This window comes from Marinagarivorans algicola, assembly GCF_001292705.1.
GTDB lineage: Bacteria > Pseudomonadota > Gammaproteobacteria > Pseudomonadales > Cellvibrionaceae > Marinagarivorans > Marinagarivorans algicola.
Map to the genome: position 1 here is coordinate 17,198 of NZ_LGAK01000019.1, position 14,794 is coordinate 31,991.

A 14,794-nucleotide genomic window follows, 5' to 3' on the forward strand; every position below is an offset into this window, starting at 1 on the left:
AAACTATGAATGGGAAAATTACTATCGAGGCCTTATTTTTACTCAGGTGAATGCCAGATTAGCTATTTGATTCGCGTATCTGAGCAAAACGGCTTTAAACATATTGGCCATCTCTTGCATCACGCGGGGCTGGATTGGAAAAATAATCGTGCCCCTATACATCAAATACTAACAGGCGAATTCGACTTGGCGCCTTATTTGTTGGCTCTCAATTTACCTGAGACTCAATCCGAAATTACACCAATTTTCCAGAAATTTAAACGTGTAGTTGATACGCCTTATCTTCTCGTAAAGTATCCAAAGGTGTGCCCTGAATGCTTGAAAGAGCTGGGATACTGTAAATATGAATGGAATATTCTACCGGTTTTGGCTTGCATTAAGCACCGCAAAATTCTAGTAGATATTCATCCTGATTCCGGAAATCGGTTGAGCTGGTATCGTCAGTACCTTAACAAATTTGATAACGATTCTGGTGTTGTCAGAGCGATAAATCATCCAATTCAGCCGGCTGTAATTCAGCTTTGTAAATATGTTGAGTCGCTATTAACTGGCCGCAAGAAAAGTGCAAGCATCCCGGTTATTCTGCATGGCTTGGAAATCAATGAATCACTCAGTTTGATTCATTTTATCGCACATTATCAGGCTAGACTATTGGCTTGCTCGTTTAAGCCAGTGGGGATGGACAATAAAGAACTCGGTCAACATTATCAGAAGGTCTGGGAAATGCTTCATGCTTGGCCAGACAGTTTTTATGCACTTCTAGGTCAATATATTGATAGACCAATGAGCAGCAAGGGCGTTGGCGGGCTCAATAAGCACTACCGAGATCTCTACGAGCGTTTGCACCGGCAGCAGGAGAATCGCGGTATTGCCAGGATCAAAGCCGAATTCGACCGGTACATCGAGCAATATTGGCCGGGCGTGTTGGCTCCGGAACGGCTCACCAGGATAAAGTTAACCAGTCCGAACCGTAATATTATCTCAAAAAAGGAAACAGCCAGGATTCTCGGTTCTCGCCTTGAAAGGGTGGATAAACTGGTTCAACAGGAAAAATTGATCCCAGTGGTTTTTAAAGGAAAGGCGCACTACCTCCGGAATCAGGTGGAAGCATTTGCAAATGAAATAACATCAAACTGGACGATGGCAGAGGCTTGCGAAGCGTTTCAGCTTACGCGATACCAACTCAAACAGCTTCTGGATGCTGACGTTATTTCAGTGCTCCAGAAGCCGGACAGTTTGAATCGTGACTGGGTAATTGATAAGTCTCAAAGTCAGGCATTGATCGATAGTTTGCGAGAAAAGGCTCACAGGACCCTACCGCCTTCAGGGGTTGTCTCTCTGGTAGGCATTCAACGGCAAGGGTATTCAATCGTTCGGTTGATATTGGCCATGCAATCTGGAGAGCTTCAATATTGGTTTGTTCCGGATATCGACCACCCCTCAAGTATTAAGCAATTCACATCCTTTAAAGTCAAAAGGATCGGCTAGCTCTATCGAAACCTTAGCCGTCAGGTGTTGTTTAAGAGCGAATGAACGTGTACTCAAAAGCAATTCTTAATGAGTTAAAGCCGTTTTGGCAATAGGTGGAGCCGAAATCAAAAAGTAGATGACCTGCTGCTCTCAGGCTCAGTAGGCTATTTGCTCTTATCGCAGGCCGCCTCGGGCGCTTCGCAGATCCCATTGCTGTTTAATGACGGAGGAGACTCATACCCAGTCAATCTTTATTTTAGGCGTAGGAACCTGGGGGGTCAATTTCCATTTTACATGCCGCTATGTCACTTTAGCTTGTTTCGAGCCCCGCATGGTCAGAATGTTGCCAATAGCTATGCCGAGTAGTCATGATGAGCGTAATTGCGCATATTCAAGGTAATTACGCGTAAAGCGCATAAATTGAACAACAATTTTAAGTCAACCCTGCATATTTTAAGCTAAACTTGCAAAATGCCGCGCAAATCGAAAAGCCGCAGTATCTTCTTTAGTTATTCTTAGAGCTAACAGTTTGAGGTAGAAACCATGATTCGTTGTCATCTTGCCCGAATGATGGGTGAGCACAAGATGCGTGTTGCCGACGTTTCCAGAGAAGCGGGCCTTAGTCGAGCCACGGTGACTATGCTCTATAAAGAGACTGCACGGAAAGTGGATCTGGAGGCCATTGAAAAGCTCTGCCTACTTTTTGAATGCCGGGTAGGTGATCTCTTTGAGTTGACCCAATGATAAGTGGTGAACGTGATGACGTTCAACGAATACAACTTCAAGCAACTCATATCAGTAGTTGCAAGTGCAACGAGTGTTGAAGGAGGTCAATAATGAGCTATGAACCCGCATTTGATGGATGGGACTCGCTAACCGTTGAAGACCTGCTCGTAGCTTATCGCAAAGCCAAGGCTGATTGCTTCTTTGAAAACACTTTCCCAGCTGCCATCAAGTTCGCTGAATATGAGCAGGACCTGCTGGCTAACTTAAAGATATTACTAAAATGCTTGAAGCGCGACTCAGGCTTTGAGTCGAATAATGACTTACTGGGCGAATATCGACTACTCCCAAAGAAGCTTTCCACAGAGAAGAAGGCAGACGGCGTAGAAAAAGGTCACGTACACTTCTCCAAGCCCGAACGCGCAGTTGAGAGCCTATTTGAGAATTACAGCATTACACCAGAGTTCCGAATTGTTGGTGATTTCCCGGTAGATAGTCATGTGATATCCGCCCTTTGGATCAATATGATTGGTCACAAATTCGATGTAAAGCTTGATAAGTGCTGCTATGGAGCAAGACTAAAACGCATTAGAAATGACGAGCTTTTCAGTGTCGATGATGACAAACCGTTCCACATAAGCTCTATAGGATCATTCGTTCCTTATTTTCAGCCGTATCAAAAGTGGCGTAATGATGGTTTAAAAGCCATACGCGATGAACTTGAGAAGGATCGCGATATCATTGCCGTTTCGTTAGATCTTAAGAGTTATTATCACTTTATCGACCCGACCGCTCTGGCTAATGAAGATCTATTAGAGTCACTTGGGCTGGAACTTAGTGCGTCTGAGATGGCATTTACAAATCAGCTTGCTCGCTTTCTTAACAAATGGGCTGAAGGAGCGTCGGCGTTTGGCAAGTTGGTTGGTGGTAAAAGAGCCAATATTAGTGGCGGTTTGGTTATAGGTCTGACGTGCAGTCGAATCATTTCCAATGCCTTACTTTATAACTGGGATAGACTTGTCCTCGAAAACCTCTCCCCCATCCACTACGGCCGATACGTCGACGATATGTTCCTCGTGCTACGTGATACGGGCACTATCAGTAATAGTGTTGATTTAATGCATATGCTTCAAGCGAGGATAGGCAAAGATTACGTTTCGCAAGATCCCAAAAGTGAAAAGGTTTGGGAGATCCACCAGGGAGCGGATATTCAAGGCGCTACAAAAATATCTCTTCAGTCAGACAAACAGAAGTTATTCATATTGCAAGGCCGAGCCGGCCTTGATCTGTTGGATAGTATTGAGAAAGAGATTTACGAGCTTTCCAGTGAGCATCGACTCATGCCATCGCCGGATCAGCTAGAGCACTCAACGGCTGCCAAGGTACTTTCTGCTGCTGGCAGTGTGGGAGAAAGTGCTGACACCTTGCGAAGAGCAGATGGCCTTACTATTCGTCGCCTGGGTTGGTCACTGCAACTTCGTCACGTGGAAACTCTCGCGCGGGATTTGCCGTCTAATCAGTGGAAAGAGCAGCGCGAAGAGTTTTATCAATTTGCGAACAATCATATATTACGGGCAGACAACCTGTTTGCGCACTTTAGCTACTTGCCACGGTTGCTAGGCTTCGCGATTAGCATGAACGAATGGGAGCAAGCCGAGCGAATCGCGGTTAAGTCCTATCAGGCCATTGATACTTTGGCCTCTGAAGTTGGCAAGGGTAAAAAGGTTAGAGTTAACGGATGTGATGCGAAAGTTCTGAAAGATCTTTGGGGCTATATCAAAGGGACGCTGACTTGGTTATTTATTGACGCAGCAACCCGTTACTACGACCCAAACAGACTATTCCTGGGCGAGCGTTCAACGAAGAAGAAGCGGCTAGCAGATCTATTTCTGAATCAAATTTTTACTAATCTGAACGACTTTGAAGCATTGCTTGACCTTCGCTTTGATGTTGCAGATTTTGAAACTAAAGCTCCTCTAGTCGCGTTAGCTGATCTTGCAAAAGAGTCATACAAGCACATTGTGAATAGTAGCTCGGCTGAGGAATTGGTTGGCAGGCGTGATGCTAAAAAGGAGAAACAAATACTAAAACTGCTTGGCAGCTCTGGACTGGTAGATGTTGATACGTTTGAACAGTTTATTAGCTCTACCCGTAATACGCGGTTGGGCAAGGTGGTAAAGGGGGCGCGAAAGAATGACAGCTACCTACCCTATCTCTTTCCGACCAGGCCTCTATCCCCAGCTGAGATATCGGAGTTAGCTCCGGAGTGTGTGGGCTTGCCCTCAGCATCTAGCAAGCCCCCAAAGTATGGACCTGCTATCACTTGGGCCAAGTACACTCAAGCACTACGTGGCGTTTGGATAAAGCCTACACTTCTTGCAACCGAGCAAGACGCCAACGACAAGCCATCGAACAAAAGAAAGAAATACCTGAGAATTGGAACTAACCAAAAAGAAAAAGTGGTTATTGCATTAACTAATATCCGCACCGAAGACAGTGATTGGTCAGCCGCAGCATGTAACAAGCCAAATTTAAGCCGCAAACGCTACCAAAAAATATCCAAGTTAGTAAACGATACCCTCCAGCTTAAACCAAGACCTGATTATGTCTTGTTCCCTGAGTTGTCAATTCCATTGCGCTGGCTTAATAGTATCGCAGCCAGATTAAGCGCAGCTGGAATTAGTTTAATTGCTGGAACAGAGTATCGGCACTTCGATGGAAACAAAATTCTGAGCGAAGCAGCATTGGTGCTTGCCGATAACAGGCTTGGCTACCCAACCTTTGTGAAGGTCTGGCAACCAAAGCTCGGGCCGGCTGTTGGTGAGGACAAAGATCTCATGGCGAAATTCGGCAGGGAGTGGGCGATATCGGAAAAGGACGCCAGCTCCAGAAAGTTTAACAAGCCTATCTACATCCATAACGGTGTCAATTTTGGTGTCATGATTTGTTCAGAGCTTCAAAACAGTAAAGCGAGAGTACGCTTTCAGGGTGCCGTTGATGCACTAATGGTTTTGAGCTGGAACAGAGACTTAGATACTTTTGCTTCTCTGATCGAATCAGCTGCGCTGGATGTTCACGCCTATACCATCTTGGTTAATAACCGAAAGTACGGTGATAGCAGAGTCCGCTCTCCAGCGAAAGAGTCTTTCTTGCGGGATATTGCTCGTTTACGGGGTGGTGACAATGACTTTGTAGTAGCTGCCACGCTGGATATTTCCACACTCAGAGCTTTCCAGAGCCGAGCAAAACGCTGGCCAGAGGATGGCGACAAATTTAAGCCAGTGCCTGAAGGTTTCAGGTTGTTGGGCGACAGGAAAAAACTACCGCCGAAGTAATCACATATGGATTTTAGATGTCAAAAGTAAGATTAGGGCCCGATGGTGTACACATTTTTGATCGAGATTCAGGCAGTAATGTCCTGTTAGACGAGATTGTTCCACCAAGAGACCGTTGGACTTTTAGTCCAAGGCAAGTTTCGATCGCATTAACTAATGCTTGTGATCTCGAGTGTACCCACTGCTATGCTGCGAAAACGCCGGCAACGTTGAGCTTCGAATCTCTAAAACAGTGGATGCTTGAGCTGGATAGCGCAGGCTGTTTTGGAGTTGGTTTTGGTGGGGGAGAGCCAATGCTCTACCCAAAAATTCGAGAGCTTTGCCAGTTTGGAAGAGCCAATACTAATCTCGCGATAACAATGACGTCACATGGTCATAGGCTTAGTGCCTCGTTAGTAGATTCACTTAAATCATCGATTAATTTCCTCAGAATAAGTATGGACGGCGTTCACCGTAATTATGAAAATATAAGGGGTCGCCCTTTTCCTACATTGCTCGAAAAACTAAGACTGATCAAAGGGGAGATTCCTTTTGGAATTAACTATGTTGTCAATGAGATAACTGTTAATGATTTAACAAAGGCTGCGGAGATTGCGGAAGAGTTTCAAGCTAGAGAGTTCCTGCTTCTCCCGGAGGAGGCTCATGGTCGAGGGAGTGTGGTTGCGGAAAAAACACTCAATACACTTTCGAATTGGGTCGATTCTTATAGAGGCAGCTTGCAGCTATCGATAAGCTCTTTGCATTCTGAGCTAATAAGGCACGAACCTCCGTTACCAAACGAAGTAGAAGAAATTGCATTTGCGCACATTGATGCCAATGGCATCTTGAAGAGATGCTCTTTTGATTTTTCTGGGCAGTTAATAGATGACGAAGGTGTAATTAGTGCATTTAAAAAATTAGTCAATCGGAGGGGGCGGCATGAAAATTTGGAATAGCTATGGGGCTGAGCATTCTCTAAATCTAGTAATTATTGGGCGTTTTAAGGAGAAGCATGAAGCTGAGGAGTTTGAAACCCTAACTAATAAAATAACAGGCTTTTTGCACGAAAACTCGGAGTTTGATGTAGAGGCTGATAGATTTGATAAAAAAACTCTCGATTTTCTTGGTAAAGAGAACCTATTTTCACTGAGTCCTCAGCAGCTAGGACATCTACTATATGACGTCCATCTTACTCGTGATGGCAACGAGGTTCGAATTGGCTCAGATGACGATGTGAACGCATTTATCAGTCTACTGATTCATAAAGGGGCAAAAGTTGAAGTTTTTTCGGCTCATGAATACCCAGAAAACGAAAAAGATTAGGGTTTAGCCATATGCTTCATTGGAGCCGTTTTAAAGAATTACCTGGTGCTGATACGGATAACTTTGAAAAACTATGCCGGGGAGTCGTTAGGCGAAATTTTGGCAGCTTAGGGCCTCTGCGTGAATTGAAGAATCAGCCTGGAGTAGAATTCTTTTTAACTCTAAATGAAGACCACCCACGAATAGGAAGAAAAGGTGAGACCGTTGGCTGGCAGAATAAATGGTTCACTTACAAGGCAAATGGAGAACTGACAAGTTCGGCGAAAAAGCAAATTCTACATTCTTTAGATAAAACTAAGGAACACGTATCTCAAGTTAATCATTGGTTTTTGTGGACTCACAAAACCCTAGCCAAATGTGATCAAGATTGGTTTAGTGGGCTCCAACAAAATTATGGTTTTATTTTGCATCTTTGGAATCAGGATGACTTGGATGATTTGTTATCTGGTCCCGCGTTAGATTTGCGGAACTCATATTTTGGTGAGTTAGCACTGACTGGTGAAATGTTATCTGACCAGCATGAGCGATCAATAGCGCCTATAAGAAGCCGCTGGCTTCACGAGGTTCATCAACGGATGGATGCTGAGCTCCAAGTAAGAAAAGTGCTGGGAGAAAATGAAGCTTGGGGCTCGTTTAAAAACATTGCTATGTATCTAGAGGAGGCCTCCGATGAAATCAATTCTAGTTTTAATATTCAAACGTACCAGCGTTGGCGAGATGAGCTAAGAGTTTTTCACGAATACTGCGCTAATTTGATTCTGAGTTGTAAGATATTTGATAAAGATATTTGTGGCGATGATATTCAAGGCGTAATGGCCATGCTTGACGAAGTTGGTTCAAGCTCAAGGTCGGATATTCACAAAACCTTAATGCAACTTCGTTCAAACAATCTGCCATTATCTTTGACGATAACTAATACCTTGGCATACATAAAAGATGTAAAAAATTTGTTTAAATCTGCTATTGAGCTTCTTTCACAGCAGTTGATTGCCGTTGTGGCAGATGCCGGAGGCGGGAAAACTCAATTAAGTGTTGAACTAACCGCGCCAACTCCAAATAGATCAGCTGGAGTTTTTATTCTGGGAAGAAGCCTTAAAAAGGGTATGACGCTCGATGATATTGCAAGTAAGTTTGTTTTTTATCAGAAGCAGGTTAATAATTTTGAAGCATTAGTATCAGCAGTAAACTCGGTTGGAGAAAGGGAAAATAGACGGATTCCAATTGTTATTGACGGGCTAAACGAAGCACAAGATCCTAGGGAGTGGAAGGGTTTGTTGGAGTCTGCACTTCCTGTTATAAAAAAATACCAAAATGTGGTAGTGGTGTGTACTTTAAGGACGGCAGAAAGAATATCTAAACGGCATTATGGTGGAGCTGTCAGAAGAGCGGGGAGTAATGATAGAGAAAGTAATGCACGTCAGGCTTTGCCCGAATCGACTTACGAAATTTTATCACAAGGTTATAGTGAGAGTTTAACATTCCAAGCGATAAGTGATTATTTCAATCTCTATAAGATTAAAGCTGATCCAATCAGCGCGCCCTTAAGGTTTTTTTCTCACCCGTTGAATCTTAAGATATTTTGTGAAGTTACGAATCGATCAGCGCAAAGTGAAGTTCGTGTTTCGAATTTTCCTTCATCTATCTATAGCCTCTTCAGGGAACAGGTGGATCATACTGCAAGCTCAATTGCTAGTTTTACAAACCTTTCTAAAAAATATCAGTTTGAAGATGTCAAAAAAGCAATCTACTTATTAGGTGAATGTGGTTGGCAGCAAAACGCTAGATCCATATCAGAAGATGGGTTTAGGATTAAATTTAATAATCAGGCGGATGACTGGGATTCAGATATTGTTAATCTCTTGGCGCAAGAAGGGATTATTTTCAGAGATGAAGGGCAGGAAAAATATACGTATGAACTAACGCCTGTTTATGATCGATTGGGTGGGTTTATTATTGCTGAGTATCTTTTAGAAAGAAGCTCGGGAAAACAATTAGACGAATGGATCACTGGGCCAGAGGTTATTGAAAAATTATTTGGAGAGGTGTCAAATCAACACCCACTTGCTCAAGATATTCTACACGCCCTAGTTGTATTGATACCAAAAACACTATTTCAGCAGCAATTATGGAAGGCTCTTCCCGAAGATTATCAACCCATTGCCTTAGCACTTACACCGTTGATTGATACTGGTGACATCTGTACTGAAACATTAGATAGTTACAAGTCTCTAATAACCGATAATGGGCTATCGATAAAGGATATTGAACAGTTATTGGCTTTAAGATATGCGGTAGGACACCCACTAAATGCAGAGTTTCTCAATGATATATTGCTGAATTTACCTGTGGCTGACAGAGATCTTTCTTGGACTGAATATATTCGAAGTCACAACCAGGAAATTGTTGATGCAGTTAATGAGCATTTAAAAAATGTAAAGTCCGGGGCCAAATTTAACCCCGAAACCATACGCCTAAGGATGATTTTTTTATCCTGGCATCTGACATCGACAGTGATCGATTTGAGAGATCGTGTTACGGAGCTGCTGTATTACTTAGGTCTACAGGAGCCTAGCGCATTATTTTCGTTAACTATCGAGTTGCTAGGTGTAAATGATCCTTATGTTTCGGAGCGACTGTTGGCTTCTGGTTATGCGCTTTCGACAGTTCTTATCAATTCATGTGACCACAAGGAAGCGGTCATTGACTACGCGAGAAGTCTGTTGCAGCAAATATTTGCTAACGGTGCTTCTCACGCAACGACACATTTATTAGCAAGAGAATATGCTAGTTGCACTATAAAACTAGTTGCGTTCCGTCACTTAGATAGCATTCAAGACCTAGATCTGAATGCCGTCTGCCACCCCTTTCCGGAGATACCAAGACGAAAGTGGGGATGTGTTGACGTTAGTAAGGAGGAATACTCCCGTTATAATTCTCCTTTAGGAATGGATTTTGAGAATTACACAATCGGGCATCTTATTAAAGACTGCGGAAACTATGATTATTCTCATCAAGGATATAATACTGCAAGGGGAAATATTCTATGGAGAATAAATGATCTTGGGTGGTCTTATGAAAAATTTGAAAAAACTGAAGGGCTAATCGAATCTCAGCGGTATAGATACTCGCGCACTAGTCGATCGCCAGTTGAACGGTATGGGAAAAAATATTCGTGGATTGCGTATTATGAGCTAGCTGGACAGCTCAGCGATGAAAGTAAGTTGGAATACTACGACGAAGAGCGATTCGCTACTGATATAGATCCATTTTTTCCTGAAGTTGTCGAAAAACAGGAAGTTCATACCAATGAATTTCTCTTGGATGAATCTGTGGCGACAAAAGAATGGATTTTGGATGCCGCTCTTCCGGATTTGGCTGGAATTCTAGAAGTTCATCAAGATGGAAGCGATTGGATTCTTTTGCATGGGTATGTTTCTGAGCAGTCTAAAAAGTTAGACCGAAATTTCTATTGCTCTATAGATACAGCGTTTATTTCAAATCAACTTTTTGGCCAGCTTCAAGAGTACGTTGCTGACAAGAAAAATGTAGTTTGGCCACATAGATATAGTAGCTCTTGGGTTTACTCCGGTGAGTTATATTGTGATGTGTTGAATGAGTTCGACGGAGAAGCCGAGCTTCGAGTTCAGTTAGGCACTGAAATCAAAACGTATGAACAAGCTGAAGTAGTTCTTAATGATGAAATATTTATAAAAGGTGGCTTTTTTGAGCGCGAAGTTCCAATTGAGAGCAACTTGAACATTCTTTCAACGGTCTTTAACTACTACTGGGAAAACTCCGGTAGTTCGACGGATAGTGTTAACCGACAGGCGCTGACACCCCGTGTCGTAAAAGAACTAGAGCTTGGATTCAATCCTTCACAATTTGTCTATCTTGATAAAAATGGTGAAAAAGCGGTACTAAATATCAACTTGCAAGGTGATACACACAGTAATTACCGTGACCTCATATATCTTAGAAAGGACTTGCTCGAAGAATTGGGTAAAAAGTTGGATGTGAAGCTTATTAAACATATAGCTGGTGAAAAAAGGTACGCTAGGACCGAAAGCATCTCAGGAAAGGATTCGTATCGCCAATTTGAGATAATCAGTTTCTGATTCAAGCCAATCAAAGACTGGTTATTATTTGATCGCTGCGCCGTGCGAAGCGTTTCAGGGCATATTTTTATAAACTTATGGTAAAAATAGACTTATAAACTTGTGGTTAAATTAAGCTCTGACGTGCCAAAAAAGGCGGCATGTTTATAATCTTTTGGTAAAATCGACACCTTTTATGGATGAAATATTAATAACCAGCCGCTTATACAGCGGCTGGTTATTAATGTATGCCTTATATGGCCGTTAAAATTCAAATAAAAGGCCAACTTGCACTGCTTGAGTGCGGCCAAAATCAGCCTCAGTAATCGCGTAAGAAAGCGACATCATCGTCAGTGAATCAAAGGCAAGATTAAGCCTTAGTTTGTAGGCCACATCGATACCATCGAAGTTTTCTTCGGCCTCGGGGCCTGAATTCAATAGCGCCCCTTCTTTAGTGTCCAAATCCCATTTTGAGAACCCAATCATCGGTACAAGGGTCAAAGCCTGATTTAGCGTAAACGAATACCCAACGAGCCCTTTTAATTCGTAGAGACTATAGCGGTCAAATGCATTTAAAATGTTTATATTTGAGCTGTAAACAAGATTAGCTTCAGCGACTATATCGTTTGCAAAGTGGTAGCCAGCTACATAGCTGAGCGAAAAGGCCGTATGATTACCGTCTTCAGTGTCAGCAACGATAAAATCGTCCTCAAATCTCATTTTATTTTGACCGATATCAAAACCGAGTATCACCTCGCCTTGATCGGCCTGTACGTTAAAGCTGCTTAATAACAATGCGAGGATGCTAAAGGTGAGATGTTTTTTCATGGTTATTCCTGTAGTTATTGGCCTGAGAATACGACGTATCGCGTTGCTCCCAGTGGATACTGGATGTACCATAACAGGATATTTCCTGTAATCTATGGACATCACGGGACATATTTTTGTACCACATTGTGTTTTTATGCACACTGTAGGGCAGTGCTGTCCCAATAAGGGCTTTTTATTATTTTGGATGTAAGAGTGAGATGTGAGTCATTTAAAAACAGTGCTTTTAAATAGAGCACAGCTTAAGCAAATGGTTACTGAGCAAGCGATCAAGCATATTTGGCTGGCTAACGAGATTGGCGTTAGTGAAAAAACACTTACACGCTGGCTTAAAGGCGATGTGATACGGATAAGAATTCATAACTTAAATAAATTAGCACTGGCTTTAAAATGCCCAAAAGAAGATTTGATTGCGACCTCAGAAACGGATGCTTACCCTAGTGAAAAAAATCGCGACTTATTGATTGATGAGCTCAGCAGTGACGGCTTTTTGTATGAACTGATGATGAGTAGTAAAATTAATCTGACGGTTTCTTTAATTAAGTCGACATTTCATCCGCGCCTGCCTAGTGCGATTATGGCTGATTTTTATATTAAGCTAGGGTATGCCTCACTGATTCATCGACAATACAAAAAAGCTATACACTATTTAACTAAAGGTTTGAACAAGGCCACGAGTGTGGCTGATCATACATTAATGTTTTCGGCGAACTTAGGTTTGGCTATTACTTGGTTCTTTCATAGCGAATTGACTAAAGCGCATGTGCATTTGACTTTGTGCAAAAAAACTATCGAGTACGCAGGGCAAGAAAAAGCGCATTTTTACAGTACGTTTGCATTGTATGAATTGTATTGTGGCCACTTTGATGACGCTATGGAAGCGGCTAATGCATGTTTAAATGAATGTCTACCGGGCAAGCCTGCGATCGAAAAAAACGTATTTAAAAGCACTGCGTTACAAGTGTTGGCGGCCTGCTATGTATTTCAGGGTGATCTTGATGCGGCTCATCATGTATGCATTGAGTCGTTGAGCGTCGCCAATCAATCGGGCTATAAGCGTAGCGTGGCTGTTTCTAAGGGGTACCTAGCGGCTATTTACTGCGTGAGAGGTGATTTTGAGTATGCCGAGCAACTCATTGAGCAGAGCTTGTTGCTAGTTAACCCTGAAGATATTTCTATGCCGAGCTTACTGGGTATTGCGGCATATATTACTCATAGTACTAACAACGTCACTCAGTACCATGCCTATCAGGCTGAGATAAATACCATATGCCCAGCTAATACTGTTATCCATGTCTTTGCCTCCTATCTTATGTTTGCTCGTTGCCAAGAGCAAGGTAGTGCGCAGGTAACCACTGTACCCCTTAGTGATCTTGATCAGGCACTGGATCGATTAGGGTTAACTTATTGGCAGCGCTGGCTTCACAAAAGGTATGCTTAGTAGGATTATTGTTGCTGTGTCTTTATCTTGGGCAGTAAGCAGTGAGCCTTAAGTTGTAGGGCGCAAACTTTATAAAAGGCGTATCCGCTGATCAAGCGCAATGATTAATATGAAGGGTAAGTGCTGAGATCATGGTTAATCCTTGCATAATAATCCAACTACTTGCTGGATTATTGCCAAGAAGTGCTGTTTTATTTGGCTAATCGTATGATTTTGTGCTGCACATTGTGCTGCATGCCTTACAATACTGCTAAAAATCATTAACATTAGGTATAAGCCTTACGAGCCGTGTGTGTTTTGGGCTTGCGTGGTCGCTTATGTGTTAAGTGTTGGATTCGTCTGAGCTGAAATATGATACCAATTAGAAATTTTTTAGGGGCTAACCCCATTAATCATTGTCGTTACAATGAAAAGTATTTGTTACATCTATTACGTCTTAAACAGCGCGGTAGTAAGGCGAGCCTTGCGCGCCAAACAGGCTTAACGGCAGCTGCTGTGGGCGGTATTATTAAGTCCTTGCAAGAAAAAGGCTTAGTTGAAACCGTGGGTAAAGTACAGGGTGACATGGGACAGCCAGCTACGCTGTTTTCACTGTCAAAAGGTGGTGCCTACGGTTTAGGTGTGAGTATTAATCGCGGCCATATTGAGACAGTACTGATTAACTTTGTCGGTGATGTGGTGGCGAGTAACAAACATGAAATTATTTTGCCCAGTCCGCAAGAAGCCCTAGCACTGGTTTTAAAGGATATTGACTCGCTGGTGTCCTCGGTGGCGTCAAATATCAGTAGTCGCATTGCGGGTATTGGTGTGGCACAGCCTTATAATATCGGTAGCTGGAAGCAAGATAACGCTGATTGGAGCGCATGGGACAGCTTCAATCTGGCAGCCATGTTGAGCTCTGGCACCGGTATAGCGGCCTATAGCCAAAACGATGTCAATGCGGCGGCTATTGCTGAGATGATTTATGGCGCTAATACGGGGCATGATGATTTTGTGTATGCTTTTTTTGGTGGTTCACAGGTGCAGAGTTTTGGTGGCGGGCTTATTCTTAATGGTGAATGCCATAATGGCGCTTCGAATAATGCCGGTGATATTGGCTTGATTCCTGTTCCTGTGGGTGTGATTCCAACCAGCGCGTCTAAAGATGGCCATTCGACAACTTTCTTGACTAATCGCTGTTCGCTGCATTCGCTAGTACGTCATTTGCGTAGCGAAGGGGCTGTAATTCACAATGCTGAAGAATTCCACTTAGCGATCAACCAGCATCCCAAGGCAACAACCGCTTGGATCAATGATTGTGTAAATGCCCTAGAAAGTGCGGTTTATGCTATCCAGGCAATTGTCGACATTCCTGAGCTAGTTATTGACTGTGAAGACAGTGATTTGCCTATTGTGAAGCGGATTATTCAGCAGTTAGGCATTAAAATCGCTGGTTTTCATCACCGTGGGTTAATTATGCCGTCAGTGCGCAAAGGGACTTTTGGAAGCGCGGCGTCAGCGATTGGTGCGGCCACTTTACCATTGGACTCAAGTTTTTCACCTAAGGCAACAGCGCCTTAATGCACACAAGCCCCTGTATTTTCAGGGGCTTGTGTGAGTGA

The 14,794-nt window shown here is 42.9% G+C and carries 9 protein-coding genes; 8 read left to right on the plus strand and 1 reads right to left on the minus strand.

Features of this window, described 5'->3' with window-relative positions; genetic code table 11:
• Nucleotides 1–9: 9 nt before the first annotated feature.
• The 6 genes from AC438_RS07940 to AC438_RS07965 all read left to right on the plus strand — a co-directional run bounded on the left by AC438_RS07940 (nucleotide 10) and on the right by AC438_RS07965 (nucleotide 10,945).
• Nucleotides 10–1,488: a TniQ family protein gene (locus AC438_RS07940; protein WP_053980720.1), complete on the plus strand. Its 1,479-nt coding sequence runs from the start codon at nucleotides 10–12 to the stop codon at nucleotides 1,486–1,488.
• Between the two features lie 549 nt (nucleotides 1,489–2,037).
• Complete coding sequence (locus AC438_RS07945) at nucleotides 2,038–2,214, plus strand: helix-turn-helix domain-containing protein (RefSeq protein ID WP_476638769.1); 177 nt, start codon at nucleotides 2,038–2,040, stop codon at nucleotides 2,212–2,214.
• 92 nt (nucleotides 2,215–2,306) lie between these two features.
• Complete coding sequence (locus AC438_RS07950; RefSeq protein WP_053980722.1) at nucleotides 2,307–5,528, plus strand: hypothetical protein; 3,222 nt, start codon at nucleotides 2,307–2,309, stop codon at nucleotides 5,526–5,528.
• 17 nt (nucleotides 5,529–5,545) lie between these two features.
• Nucleotides 5,546–6,463 carry a radical SAM protein gene (locus AC438_RS07955; RefSeq protein WP_053980723.1) on the plus strand — a complete coding sequence of 306 codons (918 nt, stop codon included), beginning with the start codon at nucleotides 5,546–5,548 and terminating at the stop codon, nucleotides 6,461–6,463.
• Entirely contained in the window at nucleotides 6,447–6,830 is a 384-nt protein-coding gene (locus AC438_RS07960; protein WP_053980724.1) for a DUF6375 family protein, read from the plus strand. The genes AC438_RS07955 and AC438_RS07960 overlap by 17 nt, the downstream gene beginning before the upstream one ends.
• A gap of 11 nt (nucleotides 6,831–6,841) precedes the next feature.
• Nucleotides 6,842–10,945, plus strand: a complete 4,104-nt coding sequence (locus AC438_RS07965) for an NACHT domain-containing protein (protein WP_053980725.1) — start codon at nucleotides 6,842–6,844, stop codon at nucleotides 10,943–10,945.
• 243 nt (nucleotides 10,946–11,188) lie between these two features.
• On the opposite strand, the gene AC438_RS07970 is transcribed toward AC438_RS07965, so the two are convergent.
• Entirely contained in the window at nucleotides 11,189–11,752 is a 564-nt protein-coding gene (locus tag AC438_RS07970) for an outer membrane beta-barrel protein (RefSeq protein WP_053980726.1), read from the minus strand.
• 202 nt (nucleotides 11,753–11,954) lie between these two features.
• Between AC438_RS07970 and AC438_RS07975 the strand changes: the two genes are divergently transcribed.
• Nucleotides 11,955–13,193 (plus strand): helix-turn-helix domain-containing protein, encoded by a 1,239-nt coding sequence (locus AC438_RS07975; protein ID WP_053980727.1) that lies wholly within the window; start codon nucleotides 11,955–11,957, stop codon nucleotides 13,191–13,193.
• A gap of 351 nt (nucleotides 13,194–13,544) precedes the next feature.
• A complete protein-coding gene (locus AC438_RS07980; RefSeq protein ID WP_053980728.1) occupies nucleotides 13,545–14,753 on the plus strand; it encodes an ROK family transcriptional regulator in 1,209 nt (402 codons plus the stop codon).
• Nucleotides 14,754–14,794 lie beyond the last annotated feature (41 nt).